At 57.1% G+C, this 21,183-nt stretch carries 23 protein-coding genes and 2 tRNA genes; 11 read left to right on the top strand and 14 right to left on the bottom strand.

Features of this window, described 5'->3' with window-relative positions:
- Positions 1-75: 75 nt before the first annotated feature.
- Both GFB49_RS02585 and GFB49_RS02580 read right to left on the bottom strand, forming a co-directional pair.
- Positions 76-150: transfer RNA gene (locus tag GFB49_RS02585), tRNA-Asn, on the bottom strand.
- 78 nt (positions 151-228) lie between these two features.
- Entirely contained in the window at positions 229-1,191 is a 963-nt protein-coding gene (locus GFB49_RS02580; protein WP_153214222.1) for an MBL fold metallo-hydrolase, read from the bottom strand.
- Between the two features lie 63 nt (positions 1,192-1,254).
- On the opposite strand from GFB49_RS02580, the gene GFB49_RS02575 reads away from it, so the two are divergent.
- Positions 1,255-2,574, top strand: a complete 1,320-nt coding sequence (locus GFB49_RS02575) for an ATP-binding protein (protein WP_153214221.1) — start codon at positions 1,255-1,257, stop codon at positions 2,572-2,574.
- Positions 2,575-2,589: 15 nt separating this feature from the next.
- Here the strand turns inward: GFB49_RS02575 and GFB49_RS02570 are convergent, their stop codons facing one another.
- The 3 genes from GFB49_RS02570 to GFB49_RS02560 all read right to left on the bottom strand — a co-directional run bounded on the left by GFB49_RS02570 (position 2,590) and on the right by GFB49_RS02560 (position 4,053).
- Positions 2,590-2,832, bottom strand: a complete 243-nt coding sequence (locus GFB49_RS02570) for a hypothetical protein (protein ID WP_153214220.1) — start codon at positions 2,830-2,832, stop codon at positions 2,590-2,592.
- A gap of 172 nt (positions 2,833-3,004) precedes the next feature.
- A tRNA-Ile gene (locus GFB49_RS02565) sits at positions 3,005-3,080 on the bottom strand.
- Positions 3,081-3,117: 37 nt separating this feature from the next.
- Positions 3,118-4,053 (bottom strand): LysR substrate-binding domain-containing protein, encoded by a 936-nt coding sequence (locus GFB49_RS02560; protein WP_153214219.1) that lies wholly within the window; start codon positions 4,051-4,053, stop codon positions 3,118-3,120.
- A 126-nt stretch (positions 4,054-4,179) separates the two neighbouring features.
- Between GFB49_RS02560 and GFB49_RS02555 the strand changes: the two genes are divergently transcribed.
- The 3 genes from GFB49_RS02555 (at position 4,180) to purN (ending at position 6,959) form a co-directional block, all read left to right on the top strand.
- Positions 4,180-5,148, top strand: a complete 969-nt coding sequence (locus tag GFB49_RS02555) for an MBL fold metallo-hydrolase (RefSeq protein WP_153214218.1) — start codon at positions 4,180-4,182, stop codon at positions 5,146-5,148.
- A 168-nt stretch (positions 5,149-5,316) separates the two neighbouring features.
- The gene (gene purM, locus GFB49_RS02550) at positions 5,317-6,363 is read left to right on the top strand and encodes a phosphoribosylformylglycinamidine cyclo-ligase (RefSeq protein WP_153214217.1); all 1,047 of its coding nucleotides are present in this window, start codon (positions 5,317-5,319) and stop codon (positions 6,361-6,363) included.
- Positions 6,360-6,959, top strand: coding sequence for a phosphoribosylglycinamide formyltransferase (purN, locus tag GFB49_RS02545; RefSeq protein WP_343032444.1), 600 nt, complete (start codon positions 6,360-6,362; stop codon positions 6,957-6,959). The genes purM and purN overlap by 4 nt, the downstream gene beginning before the upstream one ends.
- On the opposite strand, the gene GFB49_RS02540 is transcribed toward purN, so the two are convergent.
- Positions 6,956-7,150: a hypothetical protein gene (locus GFB49_RS02540; protein WP_153214216.1), complete on the bottom strand. Its 195-nt coding sequence runs from the start codon at positions 7,148-7,150 to the stop codon at positions 6,956-6,958. The genes purN and GFB49_RS02540 overlap by 4 nt on opposite strands.
- Positions 7,151-7,383: 233 nt before the next feature.
- Between GFB49_RS02540 and rnd the strand changes: the two genes are divergently transcribed.
- Entirely contained in the window at positions 7,384-8,541 is a 1,158-nt protein-coding gene (gene rnd, locus GFB49_RS02535; protein ID WP_153214215.1) for a ribonuclease D, read from the top strand.
- Between the two features lie 6 nt (positions 8,542-8,547).
- Here the strand turns inward: rnd and GFB49_RS02530 are convergent, their stop codons facing one another.
- Both GFB49_RS02530 and GFB49_RS02525 read right to left on the bottom strand, forming a co-directional pair.
- Positions 8,548-8,868 (bottom strand): DnaJ family domain-containing protein, encoded by a 321-nt coding sequence (locus GFB49_RS02530; protein WP_153214214.1) that lies wholly within the window; start codon positions 8,866-8,868, stop codon positions 8,548-8,550.
- Between the two features lie 39 nt (positions 8,869-8,907).
- Complete coding sequence (locus GFB49_RS02525) at positions 8,908-9,420, bottom strand: hypothetical protein (protein WP_153214213.1); 513 nt, start codon at positions 9,418-9,420, stop codon at positions 8,908-8,910.
- Between the two features lie 142 nt (positions 9,421-9,562).
- Here GFB49_RS02525 and GFB49_RS02520 point away from each other — a divergent pair, with 142 nt between their 5' ends.
- The gene (locus GFB49_RS02520; RefSeq protein ID WP_153214212.1) at positions 9,563-9,973 is read left to right on the top strand and encodes a SufE family protein; all 411 of its coding nucleotides are present in this window, start codon (positions 9,563-9,565) and stop codon (positions 9,971-9,973) included.
- Positions 9,974-9,989: 16 nt separating this feature from the next.
- Here GFB49_RS02520 and GFB49_RS02515 read toward each other — a convergent pair whose 3' ends face one another.
- Together GFB49_RS02515 and GFB49_RS02510 are read right to left on the bottom strand one after the other, a co-directional pair.
- Positions 9,990-10,703 (bottom strand): DUF1638 domain-containing protein, encoded by a 714-nt coding sequence (locus GFB49_RS02515; protein ID WP_153214211.1) that lies wholly within the window; start codon positions 10,701-10,703, stop codon positions 9,990-9,992.
- Position 10,704: 1 nt separating this feature from the next.
- Positions 10,705-11,406 (bottom strand): corrinoid protein, encoded by a 702-nt coding sequence (locus GFB49_RS02510; RefSeq protein WP_153214210.1) that lies wholly within the window; start codon positions 11,404-11,406, stop codon positions 10,705-10,707.
- A gap of 222 nt (positions 11,407-11,628) precedes the next feature.
- Between GFB49_RS02510 and GFB49_RS02505 the strand changes: the two genes are divergently transcribed.
- Positions 11,629-12,708: a PA0069 family radical SAM protein gene (locus tag GFB49_RS02505; protein ID WP_246149574.1), complete on the top strand. Its 1,080-nt coding sequence runs from the start codon at positions 11,629-11,631 to the stop codon at positions 12,706-12,708.
- Between the two features lie 447 nt (positions 12,709-13,155).
- Here the strand turns inward: GFB49_RS02505 and bmt are convergent, their stop codons facing one another.
- From bmt to GFB49_RS02485, 4 genes are all read right to left on the bottom strand, one after another.
- A complete protein-coding gene (bmt, locus tag GFB49_RS02500) occupies positions 13,156-14,175 on the bottom strand; it encodes a betaine--homocysteine S-methyltransferase (protein ID WP_153214208.1) in 1,020 nt (339 codons plus the stop codon).
- 90 nt (positions 14,176-14,265) lie between these two features.
- Complete coding sequence (locus tag GFB49_RS02495) at positions 14,266-16,218, bottom strand: GNAT family N-acetyltransferase (RefSeq protein WP_153214207.1); 1,953 nt, start codon at positions 16,216-16,218, stop codon at positions 14,266-14,268.
- A gap of 197 nt (positions 16,219-16,415) precedes the next feature.
- Positions 16,416-16,733, bottom strand: coding sequence for a DUF1476 domain-containing protein (locus tag GFB49_RS02490; RefSeq protein WP_153214206.1), 318 nt, complete (start codon positions 16,731-16,733; stop codon positions 16,416-16,418).
- Positions 16,734-16,957: 224 nt separating this feature from the next.
- Positions 16,958-17,287: a DUF1476 domain-containing protein gene (locus tag GFB49_RS02485; RefSeq protein WP_153214205.1), complete on the bottom strand. Its 330-nt coding sequence runs from the start codon at positions 17,285-17,287 to the stop codon at positions 16,958-16,960.
- Between the two features lie 293 nt (positions 17,288-17,580).
- Here GFB49_RS02485 and purC point away from each other — a divergent pair, with 293 nt between their 5' ends.
- The 4 genes from purC to GFB49_RS02465 all read left to right on the top strand — a co-directional run bounded on the left by purC (position 17,581) and on the right by GFB49_RS02465 (position 21,159).
- Positions 17,581-18,342: a phosphoribosylaminoimidazolesuccinocarboxamide synthase gene (gene purC, locus GFB49_RS02480; protein ID WP_153214204.1), complete on the top strand. Its 762-nt coding sequence runs from the start codon at positions 17,581-17,583 to the stop codon at positions 18,340-18,342.
- A gap of 109 nt (positions 18,343-18,451) precedes the next feature.
- On the top strand, positions 18,452-18,682 hold the full coding sequence (purS, locus tag GFB49_RS02475) for a phosphoribosylformylglycinamidine synthase subunit PurS (protein ID WP_153214203.1): 231 nt from the start codon (positions 18,452-18,454) through the stop codon (positions 18,680-18,682).
- Complete coding sequence (gene purQ / locus GFB49_RS02470) at positions 18,682-19,350, top strand: phosphoribosylformylglycinamidine synthase subunit PurQ (RefSeq protein WP_153214202.1); 669 nt, start codon at positions 18,682-18,684, stop codon at positions 19,348-19,350. Before purS ends, purQ begins: the two co-directional genes overlap by 1 nt.
- A 36-nt stretch (positions 19,351-19,386) precedes the next feature.
- Positions 19,387-21,159: a sensor histidine kinase gene (locus GFB49_RS02465; RefSeq protein ID WP_153214201.1), complete on the top strand. Its 1,773-nt coding sequence runs from the start codon at positions 19,387-19,389 to the stop codon at positions 21,157-21,159.
- Positions 21,160-21,183 lie beyond the last annotated feature (24 nt).

Genomic DNA, 21,183 nt, shown 5'->3' with positions numbered 1-21,183 from the left:
CGTGCAGCTTAGCCAACGAAAGATAATGTAAAAAACAAATAAGCCCTCAAGTCATTGAGACTTAAGGGCTTATTATGGCTCCGGCGGTAGGGATCGAACCTACGACCAATTGATTAACAGTCAACTGCTCTACCGCTGAGCTACGCCGGAACGGTCCGTGCCGTATACCCATGCTGGAACAGGGCGTCCAGAGGGTTCTTGCGAAAAATGTGAAAATTTTGAGAAAAATTACTCTCGGCGTTCAAAACGGCTTTCTGAGGACAGTTCACTTGTGCTGCGAACCTGCTTTTGCTGATGCAAGTCAATGAGATGGGCGAAAACATTGCGCTCTGCCGCGGGCAGAAGATGGGTTGGGGTTTCGACGTAAATTGCAGCAGTGAGTTCCGCTACAGTTGCAGCGCCAAGGGCAAGCTGGTCCAATATCGCGGCCTCCCGGGCGCGACGGTGCGCGACAAGCTCTTGTAGGCGGGTATTAGGGGATAAAACGGGTGCACCGTGGCCTGGTAGAAACGCGTCCCAGGTCCGGTTCAACAACAGCGCACAAGACGCCATGAAATCCGTCAAATCGCCATCAGGCGGCGACACCAGCGAACTGGACCAGCCCATCACATGATCGCCAGTGAAGCACAACGAGCCCAAGGCGAGGCTAATGTGGTTGCCCAGATGGCCAGGGGTGTGAAGGACATCCAAACTCCAGTCACTGCCAGCGATACAATCGCCATCTGCCACCACATGATCTGGTTGAAACCCGTGGTCGATGCCTTCGCCTCCGCCTGCAAGGCCATTTTGCGCCAGATGTTTCATAACCGGGCTACGGCCAGAAGTAGCGTCACCAAAGGCGTAGATCGGGGCCCGTGTCCTTGCGCTTAGCTCTTTAGCCAGCGGGCTGTGATCTTTGTGGCTGTGAGTGACGATAATATGAGTGATTTTTTGACCCGGCATCAACGATGACAAAATCGCGCTCAGATGATTGGCGTCCTCGGGGCCTGGATCAATAATTGCCAAATCCTGGGTGCCAACAACATAGGTGTTGGTACCATGAAAAGTCATGGGGGAGGGATTGGGGCACAGGAGCAAGCGCACCAAAGGGGTGAGCGGAACGGCGTGCCCGTAAACGGGCGGATACTCGAAGGTCTCGATCAAATCCAACGCGGTTGTCTCCTTGAAACTGCGGCCATTTCTTTTGTCCATGGCGCTAACTATGTTAGAGGCGCAAAGAACCCCGATCCGAGCAGTATGACAAAGGGATACTTTATGGCACGCAATGGGCTCAAGAATTATGTCCCGCGCAGCCTTTATGGTCGTGCGGCGTTGATCCTTCTGCTTCCGGTGGTTGTGTTGCAGCTTGTGGTGTCCACATCTTTTGTGCGGCGGGATTTGACCGATGTCACAGGGCAGATGACCTATACGATCATGCGGGAAATCGACCTTTTGGAAGATGTCGTCGCCCGCGCCGATAGTCAGGAAGAGGCTTTGCAAGCCCTGAAACCCTATGTGGAGCCGCTGCGAATTAATGTGCGCTTCTTACCAACAGATGCACCAGCTGAACGCGACATTCTGCATTGGACAGAGTTCTCTGGCCGTGTTGTGCGCGACACTCTGCGTAGCAACTTACCGCAAGTGCTTGCCGTTCAAATGCCCAACAGCGAGATCGCAGCCATTGTTATCGGCACTCATTTGGGTCCGATGAAATTGGTGTTCGATCAAAGACGGGTAACCGCCGCCGCACCACATCAGCTGATTTTGACCTTGGTTGCGTTCAGTTTCCTGATGACTGTGATCTCATTTGTTTACATGCGCAATCAGCTGCGTCCGATCAAAAAGCTGGCTGAAGCCGCCTTGGCGTTTGGGCGGGGACGGAGCGTGCCCTACCAGCCGCGTGGCGCGTCCGAAGTCAAAGCGGCCGGCACGGCTTTTGTGAACATGCGGGCGCGGATTGAACGTCAGATTGAACAGCGCACTTTGATCCTGTCGGGGGTCAGCCATGATCTGCGCACCCCGTTGACGCGCTTGCGCCTTGGCCTTGCGATGCTGGACGAGGACGACGCGGAACCGATGTTGCGCGATGTCGATGAGATGCAGGCCTTGTTGGATGCTTTCCTTGATTTTTCGCGCGGCGTGGCCACCAGCGCGTCCGAAGACGTGGATGCGCATGCTTTGGCCGAAACCATCGTCGGCGACTGGCAACGCCAGGGCAAGGATGTGATGCTGGGGGATATGGTGGGGTCGGGCCTTGTCACGCTCAAATCCGGTGGCATGCGGCGCGCGATTGAAAACCTTATTTCCAACGCGGTGCGATATGGCTCGCGGGCGCGCGTGTCCGTCATGGTGACCGACCACAGCCTGCGGATTCGGGTCGAAGATGACGGGCCCGGCATTCCTCAATCGCAATGGAACGAGGCCGTGCGGCCGTTTACGCGGTTGGACCCGTCACGCAATCAGAACAAGGGCAGCGGTGTTGGATTGGGGCTTGCCATTGTGGCCGATGTCGCACGGGCCCATGGCGGCGTGCTGCGCTTGGGCACCAGCGAGTCTCTGGGTGGCTTGCAAGCCGATTTGGTCATTGGGCGGTAGTGCTGCGTGGTATGTTCAGGAGCCGTCTTCATGCTGTGCGTTCACCCAGTCTTCGATATGGGTTCGTGCATCCCCGATGCTGTTGAACCAACCGGATGGTGCGGGCAAGCTCAGCAACCACAGCCGGGCGGCGTCTTCACGCAGGGGTTGGGGTGCCGCAGACAAATGCCCAACGCGGTTTGCCAAATCAATGTCGCTGTCTTCGTGCAAAATGGCCGGAACGGGGTGATCTGGCAGCATAACAATCGCAATGGGCATGATCACGCTCCCTGAGGCGCTGATTTCTAAACAAGATGCCGATCTTTTGGCTGTAAGAAAAGTAAACTAAGACTCTTAAAAACAGCCTTATGGTGTGTTGTCTTGGCCAACAAAAATTTGGGCGTGTATTGGATGCAGTGTATTGGCCGCACAAGAAGACAGACAGGAGAAATGGTAGGCCCGGCAGGATTCGAACCTGCAACCAAAGCGTTATGAGCGCTCTGCTCTAACCGTTGAGCTACAGGCCCGCCATGGCCCTGTGGTTAGGCAAAGCGACGGGGGAGGTCAAGCGGTGATTAGCTCGAGACGTTTTACCGGGGTCTGAGCGTTGCTGCTGCGTTCAGCGACGATGGCGAGAAAGCGGTCAATGATTGCCTGTTGGCATTTGTCGAACCCTTTGCGGGAGGGGTAGACCGCAAAGACCTCTTTTTGCTCCAGCTCCGCCTCTGGCAGAACCAGTTCCAGCGAACCATCCGCAAGCCGATCTTCCACCAGGAACCGCACGATCCTGGCAAAACCCATGCCGCCCTCCAATGCTTGCAGGATGAGCTGCGGATCACTGGCCGTGAATCCCACATTCACCGGCGTGTCCGACCATAGGTTGTTGGTTTTGAGTCTGATGAATTCGCTTTCGTTTTCAAGGTTGTAGCGAATGAATTTCAGGCGGTTTAGCTCGGCCGCAGTGGTCGGGCGACCATGTGTGTTCAGATAGTCGGGCTTGGCAACCAAAACGGTTTCCAGTTGCGCGATCTTGCGGCCAAATCCGGTGCCGTCGCCCATGCTGCCCGCACGTATGGCCAGATCATAGCCTTCGCGGACCACATCCACATAGCGGTCATCTGACCCCATGACGATATCAAGGCCGGGAAACTCTTGCATCAGCTCCAACAGCAAGGGGCCAAAAATTGTACGTCCCAGAACCGTGCCAACGCTGATGCGATAGGTGCCGGACAAGCGATCGGATTGCGCTTCAAGATCGGCTTCGAGCGCCTCATATCCCATCAGCAATTGGCGGGCATGTTGCGCTGTTGTCGCACCCGCACGTGTGGCATGGACACCCGAGGCGGTTCGGAGCAACAATTGGTGGCCCAGGCTCTGTTCCAACTGGCGGATCTGCTGGCTGACTGCAGATTGTGAGATGCCCTGGCGCTGGGCTGCCCGGCTGAGGCTGCCCTCATCCAAAGCGGTAATCAGTGTTTTCAGCAATCCAAGACGGTCCATGCGGGCTACCTATAAGCAGTTCTAATAGGGGGTCATCAGCTATATGGGGCTACCTGAAAAAAATACTAGCCTCTAGTTTGCAAGTGCAGCGGAAATTACACCGCAAATCTTATTGGAGACACTTTCATGGCTATCAATCGCAGACAGATTCTGGGCGCGACTCTCGCAGCGCCTGTCGTTGCAACCAGCGGTCTGACCCGCGTTGCACACGCCGAAACAGCACCCGCCAAAACCGGTGTGACCCATTCTTTCACCGTGGGCGACGCCACTGTGACCGCGCTGCTGGATGGCCACATCGCCATCGCATCCCAGATCATCTCTCCTTTTGACCAAGCAAAAGCGGACGAAGTTCTGGCCGACACCCTGTTTGGTTTTGGCGAGCAAGGTATGCCGATCCCGGTCAGCGGCTACCTGATCGAAAAAGCAGGCAAATACACCCTGCTGGACGCAGGCGCAGCCGGCCTGTTTGGCCCGACCCTGGGTAACCTGGCGGCATCGCTGGCGGCAACCGGTGTGAAGCCTGAGCAGATCTCGACCATCCTGTTGACCCACATGCACCCCGACCACACGGGTGGCCTGGTGGACGCAGACGGCAACGCGGTCTTCCCGAACGCTGAGCTGGTTGTCTCTGCAACAGAATATGGCTTCTGGTACGATGACGCGATCATGGCATCTGTTCCCGAAGGCAACCGCCCGTTCTTTGAAATGGCGCGCAACACCACGTCGCCTTATGCAAACCGTCTGAAGAAGTTCGACGGCGAAGTTGAAGTTGCCGCTGGCTTCACCTCTTTGCCGCTGCCAGGTCACACACCTGGTCACTCTGGCTACATGCTGGACGGTGGCACCGAGTCCCTGCTGCTGTGGGGTGATGTGATCCACCTGACCGGTCTGCAGTTTGCTCTGCCTGAGTGGACCGTTGCATTTGACACCGATCCGGCGCTGACCGTTGAAACCCGCAAAAAGATGCTGGACCGCGCGTCCGCAGACAAAATGCTGGTCACCGGTGCCCACATTGAATTCCCAGGTCTGGGTAAAGTTATCCGCAAAGGTGAAGCCTATGGTTTCGTTGCGGCTCCTTGGCAGTTCGCGGTCTAAAAACAAAAACACATGCGTAAAAACTCGCCCTGTCCGCGTATGCGGGCAGGGCATTTTCGTTTACTGGCCCCTGGGAGCGAAACACAGGGGCAAATGGGCGCAATCGCGTGTTCCCTTTGGCCACGGCTTGCGTTAAAGGCAGCGCATCCAGTGCAAAGGAGCCAAAAGATGACCAGCGGCAAGAACGGCCTCACATACGCAGACGCAGGCGTGGATATTGATGCGGGCAATGCCCTGGTGGACCGGATCAAACCGGCAGCCAAACGCACCAACCGTTCCGGTGTTATGAGCGGTCTGGGTGGTTTTGGTGCGCTGTTTGATCTGAAAGACGCAGGCTACACAGATCCGGTTCTGGTGGCCGCCACCGATGGCGTAGGCACCAAGCTGCGGATCGCAATCGACACCGGTGTGGTTGACGGCGTTGGCATCGATCTGGTTGCCATGTGTGTGAACGACTTGGTGTGTCAGGGGGCGGAGCCGCTGTTCTTCCTCGACTATTTTGCCACCGGCAAGCTGGAAACAGAAACCGCTGCGCGGATCATCGAGGGCATTGCCGAGGGCTGCGTGCGCTCCAATTGCGCGTTGATCGGTGGAGAGACGGCTGAGATGCCGGGCATGTATCCTGAGGGTGATTTCGACCTTGCCGGATTCTCGGTCGGGGCCATGGAACGTGGCACCGCATTGCCTGCGGGCGTTCAGGCCGGTGACGTTCTGCTGGCGCTGGCCTCAGATGGGGTGCATTCCAACGGCTATTCGCTGGTGCGTAAACTGGTGGAGGTCTCGGGCCTCACCTGGGATGACGCATGTCCGTTTGGGGACGGCACCGTAGGTGAAGTTCTGCTGACGCCCACACGTTTGTACGTCAAACAATGTCTGGCGGCGGTGCGGGCCGGGGGCGTTCACGCGCTGGCCCATATCACAGGCGGTGGTCTGACCGAAAACCTGCCGCGTGTTCTGCCCGAAGACTTGGGCGCAGACATTGATCTCGGCAGCTGGGAGCTGCCTGCGGTGTTTAAATGGATGGCCAAAACCGGCGGCATCGACGAGTCGGAAATGCTGAAAACCTTTAACTGTGGTCAGGGCATGATCCTGTCTGTTGCCGCAGACCGCGTCGATGCGCTGGTTGAGGTGTTGCAAGGTGAGGGCGAAACTGTGACCCGCATCGGCACAGTGACCGAAGGCGCAGGCATCCGCTACACAGGCTCCCTGCTGTGAGCGACCACAAGAAAGTTGCCATTCTGGTTTCTGGCAGCGGCTCCAATATGGTGTCGCTGGTGGAAAGCATGGTCGGCGATCACCCGGCGCGCCCCTGTCTGGTGCTGGCCAACAGCGCGGATGCGGGTGGACTTGCCAAGGCGGCGGCAATGGGGATCGCGACGGCCTCTGTCGATCACCGCCCGTTCAAAGACGACCGCGCAGCTTTTGAGGCAGAGCTGATAAAGCCTATCATTGATTCCGGTGCTGACATTGTGTGTCTGGCCGGGTTTATGCGGGTTCTGACGGCTGATTTTGTCGGCCAATTCGAAGGGCGGATGTTGAACATCCACCCCTCGCTTTTGCCGAAGTATAAAGGGTTGCACACCCATGCCCGCGCACTGGAGGCCGGTGACAGCGAACATGGCTGCACTGTGCACGAGGTGACTCCGTTGCTGGACGATGGCCCCATCTTGGGTCAGGCGCGGGTTCCGGTTCAGACCGGCGACACGCCCGATGATCTGGCGGCGCGCGTGTTGGTACAGGAGCACAAACTCTATCCAGCCGTTCTGCGCCGTTTTGCTGCGGGCGACAAAACACCGGTTCTGCTGCCTTAACGCACGGCTGAGACCGAGGCGGAATTTCCGTGCCAGTCCAGTTTGACTTGGGTCTCAGACGGGCTGGGCGGATTTTGCAGTGCAACAGCCGCCAGAACAGCCAGACCTGCGACGGTCACAGCTTGTGGAATCAGCGACCGAATGCGTTGTCCCAATGCAGGGGAGGCGGTGGTGATTTCGAAAACAGACATGATCGTTTCTCCAACTTGGTGATGAAACCAAGGTAGGGAGTTATGAGGCATTCTAAAAATGAATGTTTGCACTTGAATTCATCAAAATTTTTGATGTCGTGTGCCATGTTCCGCGCCTAACCCCCTCAGTTTTTATTGAAAATTACAGTAGGGGGCACACCTGTTTGCATTGCGCTGTCCAAGAGCGTATCACGGACAAATACACAAAAGAGTAACAAGAAAAGCCACGATTGATGAAAACGCTCACCACGACCGAAGAGCTTCAACAGTTCTGCACAGAGGCCGCCAACCATCCCTATGTGACCGTGGATACTGAGTTTTTACGAGAGCGGACATATTACTCAAAACTGTGCCTGATCCAGCTGGCCTTTGATGGCGATGGTGAGAGCGACGCGGTTTTGGTGGACCCGCTGGCGGATAATCTTTCGCTGGAGCCGCTGTATGATCTGTTTCGCAACGAAGCCGTGGTCAAAGTCTTCCATGCCGCGCGGCAAGATCTGGAGATCTTTTGGGTGGACGCCAATGTCTTCCCGCAGCCTTTGTTTGACACGCAGGTCGCCGCAATGGTCTGCGGTTTTGGCGAACAAGTGGGATATGAGACTTTGGTGCGCAAGATCGCCAAAGAGGGCCTCGACAAAAGCTCGCGCTTCACGGATTGGTCGCGCCGTCCTTTGAGCGATGCGCAGAAGAATTATGCGATTGCTGATGTCACCCACCTGCGGGTGATTTATGAATTCCTCAGTGCTGAACTGGACAAAAGCGGCCGCGCCCATTGGTTGGAGGAAGAGCTGCGGGTGCTGACAGATCCGGCGACCTATGACATTCGCCCCGAAGACGCTTGGCGCCGGGTCAAAACCCGCACCAATTCCGCCCGTTTCCTGGCCATCGTGCGAGAGCTGGCAGCATTCCGGGAAGAGTTTGCGCAGACCAACAATGTCCCGCGCAACCGGGTTTTCAAGGATGACGTGCTGGTTGAGCTGGCCTCGACCAAGCCCAAGAACTCCGGTGATCTTGGGAACTCCCGCCTTTTGCTGCGCGAAGCCCGCAAAGGTCCGATTGCTGAAGGGATCCTGGCGGCTATTCAGCGCGGGTTGAATTGCCCATCTGACAAGATGCCCCAGCCGGATCGCAGCAAGGACAAGCTGCAGGTCAACCCGGCCTTGGCCGATCTGCTGCGTGTGTTGTTGAAGGCCAAGACCGAAACTGCAGGTGTCGCGGCCAAATTGATTGCGCCGAGCGCGGATCTGGATGCCATTGCCGCGGGTCAACGGGATGTGCCTGCGCTGCGCGGCTGGCGCAATGAGGTGTTCGGCACCGATGCGCTGCGTCTGTGTGCCGGTGAAATCGCGCTGGTGGCGCGCGGCCAGAATGTGGATGTGGTTGAACTGTAAATGGTTTCAGGAGGTGCGGTAGAACTTGCGCCGCGCTTCCTGTTCAATATTGAGACGCAGTTCCAGATCCGCCAGTTTGCGCATCTCTGCTTTTTGCGCCTCGGGCGTCTGTGCCGACTTCAGGGCAAGACGCTGCGCGTCAACCGCTTTCTTCAGCTCAATCTCGCGCGGCACAACTCCGGCCTGTGCCATCAGCCCCATGCCCGCTGACACAATATCTTCTGCTGCGCGTGGCTCCAGCGGCTGGCCTTCGCCTGCAAGATTGTCCAGCTGGCCCTGACTTTTGGCCTTCTGGATTTGTTGCTCTGCCAGGTCACGCCACTTCATAAGACTGTCCTAACGAATGGGCCGCGCGATTTGGCCCGTTTACCGGCGGCGGGTTTCGCGTGCGTTGTTTGTGCTTACCACGCGGATCAGACGAATGTCGCGCAGGTCAAAATTTGACACGCTATAAGCCGCGCGCACGGATCGGCTGAATTCACTGCCTTGTACCGTTGCAAACTCAGGATAGTTCACCAGGAACTCAAGCTCCAGCACGCCCTCATCGGCATCCTCGTTCGGGCGCAGGATAACGTCAAACGCACCCTGGCGGGTCGGAAGCCCGGTTGCATGGATAATTGCACCGGTTGGGGTTGGATCCACACGCAGTTCGGTCACTGAATCCAGCAGCACGCGTGTGTCGTCTTCCTTTTCTTTGCGGGTCAGGCTGACTTTGTCGTCAATCGGGATCAGCGGGTTTGTTGTTTCCGCCTCAACTTCGCGCCGGACCTCATCCGAGCGGCCGAACCAATTGCGCGGGTTGACCCGGCTGTCGCGAAAGCTGCCGCAGCTGGAAAGGATTAGCGCCCCGGTCAAGAGAACAGCGATGGATTTCTGCATGATGCCTGCCCATTTGATAGTCTCGGCAAATGGTTACCCGATTGGGGCGCAGTTGAAAAGCGGTTGAAAACCACAGCCCGTCGGCATAGGTGCTGTTCTGGCCAAGACGCATCACTTTGAGACCAAAACGAGGGACAAATCCATGGCAAGCGCTGCCTTTGAAGAGATCGTGGAAGATTTTGAATTCCTGGAAGACTGGGAAGATCGGTATCGCCATGTCATCGATCTGGGCAAAGCGATGGATCCATTGGATGATGCGCTCAAAGTTCCAGCGACCAAGGTGGACGGCTGCGCCAGCCAGGTCTGGCTGCATCCAAATATTGAAAATGGTGTGTTGAATTTCGACGGCGACAGCGATGCGATGATCGTGCGCGGACTGATTGCCGTTCTGCGCAAGCTTTACAATGGTCTGGCACTTGCGGATGTTCTGGCCGTGGATGCGCGCGCCGAGCTTGGCCGTCTGGGGCTGAATGACCACCTGTCGGCCCAACGCTCCAACGGTCTGCGCGCCATGATCGAACGCGTGCGCGAGGTCGCGGCGGCACAGGCCTAGACCGACGTTTCGCGGTTCAATCTTGGGTCCAGTCCCGCAACTGGGTTTCAAGGTCGCCATAACCTGTGTGACGGTGTTCAAACCTCAGGCCCATCCGGTTGGCGCATTCCTTGGCTTTGGCCAACAGGCCAGGGTCTTCCACCTGTGACTGATAGACCAACGTGGTGTAATTGCCAAAAATCATGTCCCGCAATTCCGGGTTTTTATCCAGACCCATGGGCCGCCAGATAAAGGCGTCGAACTGTTTCACCAGAAAATCAGTTAGATAAAACGCGGTTATCTCTCCAGCATCGCTGCGATTGGCAAATGCATCATTGCCCTCGAAAAACGAATAACAATGCGGTCCCTTGACCATTTCAACCCCAAGCTCTGCGCATTTACGCTCAAGCTGGCCGCCAGTGCCGCAATCTGCATAACCAATGAAAATCTCGTCATAAACCGCACGGTGTTTCAAAACCGCGGCCTCGACGCTTTTGGTGATTTGATCGGGGTAAAGGTGCAGTTTGGCTGGCAGGCAGGTGAGATCCAGGTGATCCATGCCGTTGGCTTCTTTGATTGCAAGGATCTCGCGGGCCAGGGCACCACATGCAATCAGGAGCACGCGACCCACTTTGCGCTCAGGCGCGGCAAGGCCATGTTCTGACAGGGATTTCTCTTCCAAAGAGCGCCCGGTTGGCGGCCGCCAAGCCGCCCGCTCGGTCAAGCGGGCGGCTCTGCCACGTCTGGCCAAATCAGGCGCTCATCTGGTTGTGCTTGCGCGCCACAAATTCCTTGGCGGTTTCCACCGCCACGGCTGCGTCGCGACAATAGGCATCTGCGCCAATGGCTTTGCCGAACTCTTCGTTCAACGGCGCGCCGCCCACCAGGACGATGTAATCGTCACGTGTCCCTTGTTCGACCATCGTGTCGATGACAACTTTCATATACGGCATAGTCGTGGTCAAAAGCGCGGACATGCCCAGGATGTCAGGCTTGTGCTCTTCCAACGCTTCCAGATAGCTTTCGACCGCGTTGTTGATGCCCAGATCAACCACTTCAAAGCCTGCGCCTTCCATCATCATAGACACAAGGTTCTTGCCGATATCATGGATGTCGCCTTTGACGGTGCCGATTACCATCGACCCCATACGCGGCGCGCCGGTTTCGGCCAGCAGCGGCTTCAGAATGGCCATGCCACCTTTCATCGCGTTGGCGGCCAACAGAACCTCTGGCACAAACAGAATCCCGTCCCGGAAATCTGCGCCCACGATGGTCATCCCACCCACCAGTGCTTTGGTCAGGATGTCATAGGGCTGCCAGTTGCGTTCCAGAAGAATATTGACACTTTCTTCGATCTCTTCCTTGAGACCGTCATAAAGGTCATCAAACATCTGTTGGACCAGTTCCTCATCGTCAAGTTCCGAGAGGATGATGTCGTCTTCTTCTTCCGACATAGGCGTATTCCTTGCTGGGCGGAGCGAGCCGCGGTGGCACATGCAATAATTCAGTCTTCGTCATTATGTCGCAGCTAAGCTGTCTGGATTCCGACATCGACGTGATCCGAACCGACCTATACGAGGAAAAATAAGAAATGGAAAATGAGAAATCTGCATGGAAATCTTCAGTTTCTCGCGTTTGTTCTTTATTTGTTCTTTTGGGCGTGGCAGTCTTCAGTAATGGAGACTTTGAATGATTTGCAACAGCGCCGATTGCGGGCGCGCGGCGCGCTGAGCAATACGGCGGGTCGTTTTGATCTAGACCGTTTTGCGGTGGATGACGGGAGGCAGGTTGAGGCACGCGCGGATGCTGTGGTGACGCAGGTTCGCCAAGAGCTGGCGCGCACGGCGATCACCTATAACAAGTCACCCGATCTTCCGTTTGACCGGTCGTTGAACCCGTATCGGGGCTGTGAACATGGTTGTATCTATTGTTTTGCCCGGCCCAGCCATGCGTATTTGGGGTTTTCTCCCGGTCTTGATTTCGAAACCCAGCTGATTGCCCGACCAAACGCCGATGCAGTATTACGGGATGAGCTGAGCCGCCCCCGATATAAAGTTGCCACTCTGGCCATCGGCACCAACACAGACCCATATCAGCCGATCGAGGGGGAGTGGCAGATCATGCGGCGCTGTTTGGAGGTCTTGCGGGCGTTCAATCACCCGGTGGCGATTGTCACCAAAGGAACGCTGATCGAACGTGATCTGGATATCCTGTCCCCTATGGCTGCCAAAGGGTTGGTGCGGGTTGGGATTTCACTCACGACGTTGGATCCGGATTTGGCGCGGCGGATGGAGCCGCGGGTTCCAACGCCCGCGCGGCGGCTGGCGACGATCAAACGGTTGAGCGATGCAGGCATTCCCGTACGGGTGATGGCTGCACCCCTTGTTCCGGGGCTCAGCGATCATGAGGTCGAGGCGCTGCTGGCGGCCGGGCAGGCGGCCGGCGCGGATGCAGCCACCTGGATCATGTTGCGCTTGCCGCGCGAAGTCTCGCCATTGTGGCAGGAATGGTTGCAAGAACATTACCCGCACCGCGCCGCCAAAGTGATGGCGCGTCTACGCGAAATGCACGGTGGTCGCGACTATGATCCGCGCTGGGGACACCGTATGCGCGGCGAGGGCCATTTTGCTGAGATGATGGCGATGCGCTTCAAAGCAGCGTGCAAACGGTTGCGCCTGGCAGAAAAAACGCCCCCCTTGCGGACCGACCTGTTTGCCCGCCCACCGCAAGCAGGGGATCAGCTGGCGTTGTTTTGACTGGGCTGAGGACCGGCCAGTGCGATGCCTGTGGGATGAGTCAAAGGCCCGAAATTTACTACGGAGGCGGGTGCAGAGGTATTGGGCTCGACTTGTTGACAATGGATGTGTTTGTCGTCGCACAGCGGCTAAAATGGGTCCCCTTCGGAAGATTTTTTATCAATGGGATTTTTGCTGAGGCCTTTCCATATGCTCCGGGCTGGATGGTTTGTCCTTAAACAAATTGAACTCAATTGATTTGAAAGCTGGGACCCCATTTGAAAATGCCTTCCTCCTTGCGGTGAGCTATCCCAAAGCGCTGCCGTTCTCTCTGGCACTGTTCCCCCAAGTTTTAGGCTCGCCTAAGCTTTGGTTGGGCTCTTCGATTAACAGATGTGAGAGAGCCAAAATGGCGTGCAAAAAAGGGCCCGGCGGGGCCCTTTGAAAGTCATGATGCGATTTTTGGGATCAGGCGCGGCGGCGTCCCCGGCGGGTGCGGCGTTCGGCCCCTCCGGCCCCTTCTTCGGTGCCGTCGTTGGCTGAGGAGAAGGGGCCGATGATGTCCACAATCTCTTCCAGCGTCGGGCGATCCCCCTTGGGGCGGGTGTCCAGTGCTTCGCGCATTTTTTCCAGGTGGATCGGCATTGTACCGCAGCAGCCGCCGATGATTTTGACCCCAGCGTTGCGCGCCAGCACGGCGTAATCCGCCATCAGTTCCGGCGTGCCGTCATAGTGGATTTTGCCATCCACGTATTTGGGGATACCCGCGTTGCCTTTGGAGATAATCGGGCGTTCCGTTCCTTGGGCGACAAACCCCAAAATCGTGCGCAGGATGTCAGAGGCGCCGGTGCCGCAGTTGGCGCCAAAGGCCATCGGCGGGACATCAAACTCTTCCACCAGCTTGGCCAGATCCGAAGAGGTCACACCCATCATTGTCCGACCTGCGGTGTCAAAGCTCATGGTGCCGCACCAGGGCATATCGACCATGGCAAAGGCTTCGGCTGCTGCGCGGAACTCTTCCGGAGCGGAAATGGTTTCCACCCAGAGCATGTCCACGCCGCCTTCTTTGAGCGCATCCGCCTGTTCGTGGAACATTTCCACGGCCAGGGAATGGGTCAGTTCACCCACAGGTTCCAGGATTTCGCCAGTGGGGCCAACAGAACCCGCAACCAAAATCTCACGATCTGATTTGTCTGCGACTTCGCGGCCCAATTCAGCACCCACGCGGTTCAGTTCGCCAACCCGGTGTTGTGCGTCATGCAGTTTTAGGCGAGATGCGGTTCCGCCAAATGTATTGGTCAGAAACAGATCGCTGCCCGCGTCAACAGAGCCCTGATACAGCGCGCGGATCTTGTTCGGCTCGTCCGTGTTCCACAGTTCTGGCGCATCGCCGGATTCGAGGCCCATGTTAAAAAGATTGGTCCCTGTGGCCCCGTCGGCCAGCAAAACGTCTTTCGTTTCCAGGGCCTTCGCGAATTTGTCGCTCATAGCACTCATTCCCATCTGCGCGTCGTGACGTCCCATTGCATGCGGTACAAGAGTTCTTTCGAACCGGTGCGCAGGGCATTGTTTCGAGTGTCACGCGCGGCGCATAAACACAATTTCATTTTCTTCATCTTTATTATGAATGTCCCCACCAGTTTTTCCAATGGTGGCGGCTGCGTCGCTGTCGTGTTCAGGTGCCAGGTCGGCGGGCTGCCATTCTGCGGCGGGTTGAACCGGAAGCGGGCGATGGACCAGCCGGATCAGCTCAGCCAGGCTGAGCGTAAGGTGCCCCCAGTTGGGCGCCGCAATGTAAAGCGGCTGCCAGGTGGGCGCAAAACACGCTTTGAACCGCCGCAGACCCCGTTCGACGCGATGGGCAAAACGGTGATCCGGCACGGCCGCCAGGGATAGGCGCGGGACATCTTCGGATTTCGCGGCCTCGATCGCGGCGCGGATCATGGCGTGACCGGTGCCGTCGGGGGCGTCCGGGCCCATCCGGATCAGATCCAAACACCATTCTTGGTCCGCCACATGAAAGCTGGCAAAACCGATAATTGTGTTGTTTTTCCAGGCTAAAAACACCCGTTGCCCTTGGATATATCCGGCTTCGAACTGTCCCATTGTGGTGCCATGAGCAATGCCATGGGCTGCGTGCCAGTTCCGGTCAACCTGCGCCAGTTGTGCAATCGGCAACGTTCCGGCGGCGGGGCGTACCTGGATGCCGGACTTTTCTGCGTGACGGAGTTTGCGCCGCAATTGGCGCTTGTCAGATCCGCTTTCGGAGAAGGAGATGGGATCAATGATCGCATCCGCAGCGATACGCAACACCCGCCAGCCAGATTTGCGCGCGGCAAGGGCAACGCGGGGAGAGCATTTGTAAAAACACGCAGCGGCGTTGCGGGATCGGGCATAGTGGCGCAGCGGGGCAAATGTCTCTTGGGCGTAGCCTGAGATCGGGTCAAAAAAGGCAACCGAGATCTGGGGGGTATCCAAAAGTGCCAGTTGGTTCAGGCCAAAGCTTTGAACATGACCGCCGTTCTGACGGATTACGGCGGTTTCGGACCGAGGGCGACCAAATGGGATCCGGTGGGCTGCCTCTTTGCGCGCGCCGATTTCGTCCAACATATCCGGTTTCGGTGACGTCCCCCCAAGGAGCGCGGGGCGGGTCAAAAAGATAGAGGATATGGCAACGGGCACCAGGTAATACACAATGCGAAAGGCAAAGAGGCCAGCCAAAACACTGGCGGCTTCGTATCCCGACAGAAGCGAGACAAGCGTCAACTCCAACGGGCCGGTTCCCCCGGGTGAGGAGGAGATGATCGCCAGCCCCAAAGCCATAAAGTAAGCGGGGAGCAAGGTTGTCAGCGCGATGCCGCTGTCTGGTGGCAACAATAGCCACAGCGCAGCGCCTGCGGCAGTGACGTCCACAATGGCCCAAAAGGTCAGTGCGGACATCGCCGTAAAAGAAGGCCAGCGAAACACATGCTGGCCAATTTTGAGGGTGGGAAACACAAATGTGGCCGCGCAGGCCAAGCCACAGCCCAGCATCAGGAAAAGACCAACAGGGATCGCATAGGGGAACGGTGACCAGGCCACCAAAGCCACCGCACAGATCACGGCCAGCGCAGCCATAAAGGTTAGCCCCGTGAGCGCCGTCAGCTGCGCGGCCTGGACTGGGGACAGTCCCGGTAGCAGACGCCAGCGGGCAAAGGTTCCGGTGAAAATGCCAAATCCTGCGGTTTGCGAGAAGCCAATTGCCGCCATGCCCGCAAGGCGCGCGCGCGGCCCGTCGAGCCCTGTGTCCAAATGACGATGAGCGACGCTGTCATATCGGCCCAGCGACCAGAAACTGACAAGCGTTGCAAAAGCAGCACCCAACCAGTTGAGGATCGGGATTTGCGACATCAAGCTGGTCAGTTCACCAATACTGGGGAGCTGGATGCTGCGGGTGAGCAGCCATAGACACAAAACGGCCGAGGCAATTGGCAAAGTCACACGCAGCACTTTGGAAGCAGCTGCGCGAACCGCTGGTTTGAAATTGAGCATAATGCCCCCTATGTCACCCACATATTCATCGTCTAGGGTAGGCAGCTTTGACTTGCAGATCGGTTAACCGATAATGGAAATAAACCACGGATTTTGCTTAATTAACGCAAATCCCGCCACCCTTGCGGGATGACGGGATTTTGGTTTGCGTTGGATTTATCAGGCGTGCCCGATCAAGGCAGGGGCGGTTTATTGCGTCAGTCCAACGTGGCTTGGATCTGTTGCCGCGCAACGGCTGTCAGCTCACCAAGTTTGGCTTCGATCACATCAACAGAGGCATGGTCCTTCAGATCCGCCGCGGCTTTGGCAAGGATGCAATGCGTGTCACGGGGTAAAACGCCGGATACCGCATAAGAGGACACCAATTCCTCATGCGCCGTGCCGGTCAGTTCAAGTTGTTCTGAAACCCAAGCGCCCAACAGCTTGTTGCGGCGGGCTTCGGTTTTGAAGTCCAAATTTGCATCGTGGACGAATTTGGCTTCGAAGGCTTTCTTACGGTCTACAAACAATGTCATTTGGTCACCTGTGCTTTTCCCATAGCAACAATCGGGACATGCCCTGAGGGTCGTTTTGTGTGTGGACTTTGTCGCGCAGCACCAGACCAGGGTCAGACTTCTGCCGGATCAACCGAATGTCTGAAAAGGTTTATAAGGCAGAAAGGTAAGTAAAGACATTGTTGATCGTGATGGCGGTTAACAGTTGGTTTATATCTGCCTTTGGAAATAAGTCTGTTTCAGCCTCAGGCCGGGTTCAGCGATGGATCTGACTGGATTTCATCCATAGCCGTTGCCAGCTCCTCATCCATTTTGCGGTGCAGATCCGCATCCGGTATGCGGCCGCGCAGATCCTGCCGCAGGCGGGCCATGAAATCGGAATGTCCGGCCTCATGAATGTCGTCCATCATCAGGTTTTGTGCATAGTTTTCAGCGTCTTCACGTCCCATCCCCAAACAGCGCGCCACCCACAGGGCAACCCGTTTGCAGGCGCGGGCGGTTGCGGCGAATTTCATTGTTTCATCATGGGCGAACTTGTTTTCAAACGCGGCTTCGCGGTCGTCAAAGGTTGTCATGTATCTCCTCCAGTTTTCCAAAATTCGTAATTTTATGATCACCTCCCGCAGCCCCTGTTGTCTTGGCGACAGACCAATTTGGGACGCGCAAAAGCTTTACGAGGCTCTCTGACTTGTTAATCTATTTTAAAATGTCGGCGTTTCTACTATTCGGGTTTCGACAGAAAGAGCCGAGAGTACGGCCGAGAAGCTGCCTGTGGTGTCTCTGGAAATCTTGCGATAGGCGAGGGGTTGCACTATGAGAGCCCCAACCGGGCAAAGATTCCCGTTAGTTCAACCCCGAAAGGCTCTCCATGGCGCGTCGCAAAAAGATCTATGAAGGTAAGGCAAAGACTTTGTACGAAGGCCCTGAGCCAGGTACGATCGTCCAGTACTTCAAGGATGACGCCACCGCGTTTAATGCCGAAAAGCACGACATCATCGAGGGCAAAGGGGTATTGAACAATATCCTGAGCGAATTCTTTATGCTCGGCCTGGGCCAGATCGGTGTGCCGACCCACTTCCTGAAGCGTCTGAATATGCGCGAACAGCTGGTGCGCAGCTGCGAGATTGTGCCGCTGGAAGTGATCGTGCGCAATTATGCGGCCGGGTCCATGTCCAAACGTCTGGGCATCGACGAAGGCACACAGCTGCCGCGCCCGATTGTGGAATATTGCTATAAGGACGATGCGCTGGGCGACCCGCTGGTTACTGAAGAGCATATCGCAGCTTTTGGCTGGGCCAGCCAGCAGGATATGGACGATATTCTGAGCCTGGCCCTGCGGGTGAATGACTTCATGTCTGGCATCTTTCTGGCTGTCGGGATTCGTCTGGTGGATTTCAAGATCGAGATCGGCCGCGTCTATGAAGGTGATTTCCAGCGCCTGGTCATTGCCGATGAGATTAGCCCTGACAGCTGCCGTCTGTGGGACATCAAAACAGGGCAGAAGCTCGACAAAGATGTATTCCGCCGCGATCTGGGCAGCCTGACCGATGCCTACAGCGAGGTTGCACGGCGTCTGGGCGTGATGCCGAATAATCCGCCAGCCTCGGGTAAGCCAACGCTGGTGAACTGAGCCATAACCTTGCCGCCCGTACGGACTGGCGGGGTTCTAAGTATTTTTGAAAAGATGAAAGCCCGGTCGCCGAGCCGACCGGCGCGCTGGATAGCCAAAGGAAAACGCGATGAAAGCACGGGTGCATGTGATGCTGAAAAACGGGGTTCTGGATCCGCAGGGCGAAGCCGTTCGTCACGCGCTGGGAGCCTTGGGGTTTGATAAGGTCGAAGGCGTGCGTCAGGGCAAGGTGATCGATCTGGATCTGGCAGACGGCGCAACCGAGGCGGATGTGACCGAGATGTGCGAAAAACTTCTCGCGAATACCGTGATTGAATCCTACAGCATCGAGATTCAGTGATGAAGGCGGCGGTTCTTGTATTCCCGGGCTCCAACTGCGACCGCGATCTGGCGGTTGCGTTCGAGCAGGCCGGGTTCGATGTTTCCATGGTCTGGCACAAGGACAGCGCGCTGCCCGAAGGTGTTGATATCGTGGGGGTTCCTGGTGGCTTCTCCTATGGCGATTATCTGCGCTGCGGTGCCATTGCGGCGCAATCGCCGATCTGCAAGGCCTTGGCAGAGCATACCGCACGTGGCGGCTATGCACTGGGTGTCTGCAACGGGTTTCAGGTGCTGACGGAAACCGGCATCCTGCCGGGGGCGTTGCTGCGCAATGCCGGTCTGAAGTACATCTGCAAAACGGTGGATCTGAAGGTTGCAACCGCTGACAGCGTCTTTACCCAAGGCTATGCGGCGGGTGATGTCATTGGGGTGCCGATTGCGCATCATGATGGCAATTACTTTGCGGATGATGCGACATTGGCCGCGCTGAAGGACCAAGACAGGATCGCCTTTACCTATGGTGACAACCCAAACGGGTCGCGTGACGATATCGCGGGCATCCTGTCTGAGAACCGTCGCGTGCTGGGAATGATGCCGCACCCGGAACGGGCGGCGGATGAAGGCCACGGCGGCACCGATGGCGCGGCGATGTTCCGCGCACTGGCCGGGATGGTCGCAGAAGCCTGACTTGTACTGTGTGAGGGCGGCGCATAAAATCAGCATATGTCTGACACGCCCTCACGCAAAACGCCCAAGCGGGCCCGGGCCCGCTTGCGAACCATTTCCTGGCGGGTGCGCCTGGTGTTGTTCCTGTTTGTCCTGGCAGGGGCTGCAACAATTTGGGTCACCAATCGCAGCCTGACCCACCGGTTTACAGAGACCACCCGCAACCGGGCGGAACTGCGTCTGGCGCTTTATTCTGGCAACCTTGTCAGCGAGTTACGTCGGCACGCGATTGTTCCGCAGCTGCTGGCGCGGGATCAGGCTTTGATCTCGGCGTTGCAATCCAATGATTTCTCCCTGTCAACGCAGCGTCTGATTTCTTTTGTGGAAGAAATCGGCGCGGCGTCGATTTTTTTGCTGGATCAGGACGGGCGCACTGTGGCGGCCACGGACCGGAACCGATTGGGGGAAACCCACCGCACGGCACCTTATTTCATCGATGCGGTGCGTTCGAAGTCGACCGTGTTCTCGGTCATTCCGCGTGAGGTCGCGGGCTATCGCTTTACCTATTCACGGCGGGTGGTGGATGCCTCGGGGGTTCTGGGGGCGATTGTTGTCGAGGTCGATCTGCAGAAATTCGAGCGCGCCTGGGCCGGGATTTCGGATGCGGTCATGGTGAGTGACAGCACCGGCACCATTGTGTTGGCCACCGAATCCCGGTGGCGTGGTCTTTCCGAGGGGGATGCGTTGAAACTGCAGACGCCCGAAGGGGCGATCCAACGGGCGATCCGGGCCACCACCGATTGGACCGTGCTGCCACCCGATGCGTATCTGCAGGGGGAGGCGGTGATGCGGCTGGAAAGTCGGATCCCGTTTCGCGGCTGGCGGATGACCAGTTTCACCACCTATGCCTCGATCCGGGAGAAGGTGAATGCGGTTCTGGCGTTGGAAATCATGGGATTCGCGCTGTTGCTGGCCTTGGCCTTCTATGCGCTCAGTCGAAAGACAGCGCTGCGGATGGCTTTGTTCCAGCGAGAGTCGGCAGAGCTTCGCGTATTGAACAGCCGCTTGCAGCGGGAAATTGCCGAACGCGAACGCATGCAGCAAAGCCTTGAAGTGGCGGAACAAAGCCTTGCTCAAAGCTCAAAACTGGCGGCCTTGGGTGAGATGTCGGCGGCGGTCAGCCACGAATTGAACCAGCCCTTGGCGGCGATGAAAACCTATCTGGCAGGGGCGCGGCTTTTACTCAATCGCAACCGCCCTGATGAAGCCTTGGCATCCTTTGGGCGGATTGATGATCTGATCGGGCGGATGGGGGCCATTACCCGTCAGCTCAAGTCCTATGCGCGCAAGGGGGGTGACACGTTTAGCCCTGTAAACTTGGGCGATGCGCTTGCGTCATCCTTGTCGATGATGGAACCGCAGCTGCGGGAGCGTCATGTGAAAATCAGCCGGATCTTGCCTGAAAACCCGGTGCTGGTGATGGGGGATCAGATGCGCATTGAACAGGTCATGGTGAACCTGTTGCGCAATGCCATTGATGCGACCAAATCGGTTGAAGATCCCGAGGTCGAAATCATCCTAGCGGCCGGGGAAACCGCAACCCTTGCGGTGCGCGACAATGGCACCGGGATTACCGACTATGACAACCTGTTTGAGCCCTTTTACACCACCAAACAGGCGGGTGAGGGCGTGGGACTGGGGCTTGCCATCTCCTCTGGGATCGTGAACGACCTAGGGGGGAGGCTTACGGCGCGCAACGGGGAAACCGGTGGCGCCGTGTTCGAGATGCAATTGCCGATCCTCTTGGATGGGATCGAAGCCGCAGAATAGCGGCAACAGAAAGGAAGGCGCGAA

The organism is Tritonibacter litoralis, from assembly GCF_009496005.1.
GTDB classification, from domain to species: domain Bacteria; phylum Pseudomonadota; class Alphaproteobacteria; order Rhodobacterales; family Rhodobacteraceae; genus Epibacterium; species Epibacterium litoralis.
The sequence above is the reverse complement of the archived record's forward strand: the minus strand, read 5'-3'. Positions and strand labels throughout refer to the sequence as shown.

What these genes read in the sequence shown, in the direction of transcription:
- GFB49_RS02505 (WP_246149574.1), top strand. Translation starts at nt 11,629, where the DNA reads ATGGAGACTTTGAATGATTTGCAACAGCGCCGATTGCGGGCGCGCGGC.
- GFB49_RS02485 (WP_153214205.1), bottom strand. Translation starts at nt 17,287, where the DNA reads ATGACAACCTTTGACGACCGCGAAGCCGCGTTTGAAAACAAGTTCGCC.
- GFB49_RS02520 (WP_153214212.1), top strand. Translation starts at nt 9,563, where the DNA reads ATGGCAAGCGCTGCCTTTGAAGAGATCGTGGAAGATTTTGAATTCCTG.
- purC (WP_153214204.1), top strand. Translation starts at nt 17,581, where the DNA reads ATGGCGCGTCGCAAAAAGATCTATGAAGGTAAGGCAAAGACTTTGTAC.
- purM (WP_153214217.1), top strand. Translation starts at nt 5,317, where the DNA reads ATGACCAGCGGCAAGAACGGCCTCACATACGCAGACGCAGGCGTGGAT.
- purQ (WP_153214202.1), top strand. Translation starts at nt 18,682, where the DNA reads ATGAAGGCGGCGGTTCTTGTATTCCCGGGCTCCAACTGCGACCGCGAT.
- GFB49_RS02465 (WP_153214201.1), top strand. Translation starts at nt 19,387, where the DNA reads ATGTCTGACACGCCCTCACGCAAAACGCCCAAGCGGGCCCGGGCCCGC.
- GFB49_RS02530 (WP_153214214.1), bottom strand. Translation starts at nt 8,868, where the DNA reads ATGAAGTGGCGTGACCTGGCAGAGCAACAAATCCAGAAGGCCAAAAGT.
- GFB49_RS02495 (WP_153214207.1), bottom strand. Translation starts at nt 16,218, where the DNA reads ATGCTCAATTTCAAACCAGCGGTTCGCGCAGCTGCTTCCAAAGTGCTG.
- purS (WP_153214203.1), top strand. Translation starts at nt 18,452, where the DNA reads ATGAAAGCACGGGTGCATGTGATGCTGAAAAACGGGGTTCTGGATCCG.
- bmt (WP_153214208.1), bottom strand. Translation starts at nt 14,175, where the DNA reads ATGAGCGACAAATTCGCGAAGGCCCTGGAAACGAAAGACGTTTTGCTG.
- rnd (WP_153214215.1), top strand. Translation starts at nt 7,384, where the DNA reads ATGAAAACGCTCACCACGACCGAAGAGCTTCAACAGTTCTGCACAGAG.
- GFB49_RS02575 (WP_153214221.1), top strand. Translation starts at nt 1,255, where the DNA reads ATGGCACGCAATGGGCTCAAGAATTATGTCCCGCGCAGCCTTTATGGT.
- GFB49_RS02580 (WP_153214222.1), bottom strand. Translation starts at nt 1,191, where the DNA reads ATGGACAAAAGAAATGGCCGCAGTTTCAAGGAGACAACCGCGTTGGAT.
- GFB49_RS02560 (WP_153214219.1), bottom strand. Translation starts at nt 4,053, where the DNA reads ATGGACCGTCTTGGATTGCTGAAAACACTGATTACCGCTTTGGATGAG.
- GFB49_RS02510 (WP_153214210.1), bottom strand. Translation starts at nt 11,406, where the DNA reads ATGTCGGAAGAAGAAGACGACATCATCCTCTCGGAACTTGACGATGAG.
- GFB49_RS02555 (WP_153214218.1), top strand. Translation starts at nt 4,180, where the DNA reads ATGGCTATCAATCGCAGACAGATTCTGGGCGCGACTCTCGCAGCGCCT.
- GFB49_RS02525 (WP_153214213.1), bottom strand. Translation starts at nt 9,420, where the DNA reads ATGCAGAAATCCATCGCTGTTCTCTTGACCGGGGCGCTAATCCTTTCC.
- GFB49_RS02490 (WP_153214206.1), bottom strand. Translation starts at nt 16,733, where the DNA reads ATGACATTGTTTGTAGACCGTAAGAAAGCCTTCGAAGCCAAATTCGTC.
- GFB49_RS02570 (WP_153214220.1), bottom strand. Translation starts at nt 2,832, where the DNA reads ATGCCCATTGCGATTGTTATGCTGCCAGATCACCCCGTTCCGGCCATT.
- GFB49_RS02540 (WP_153214216.1), bottom strand. Translation starts at nt 7,150, where the DNA reads ATGTCTGTTTTCGAAATCACCACCGCCTCCCCTGCATTGGGACAACGC.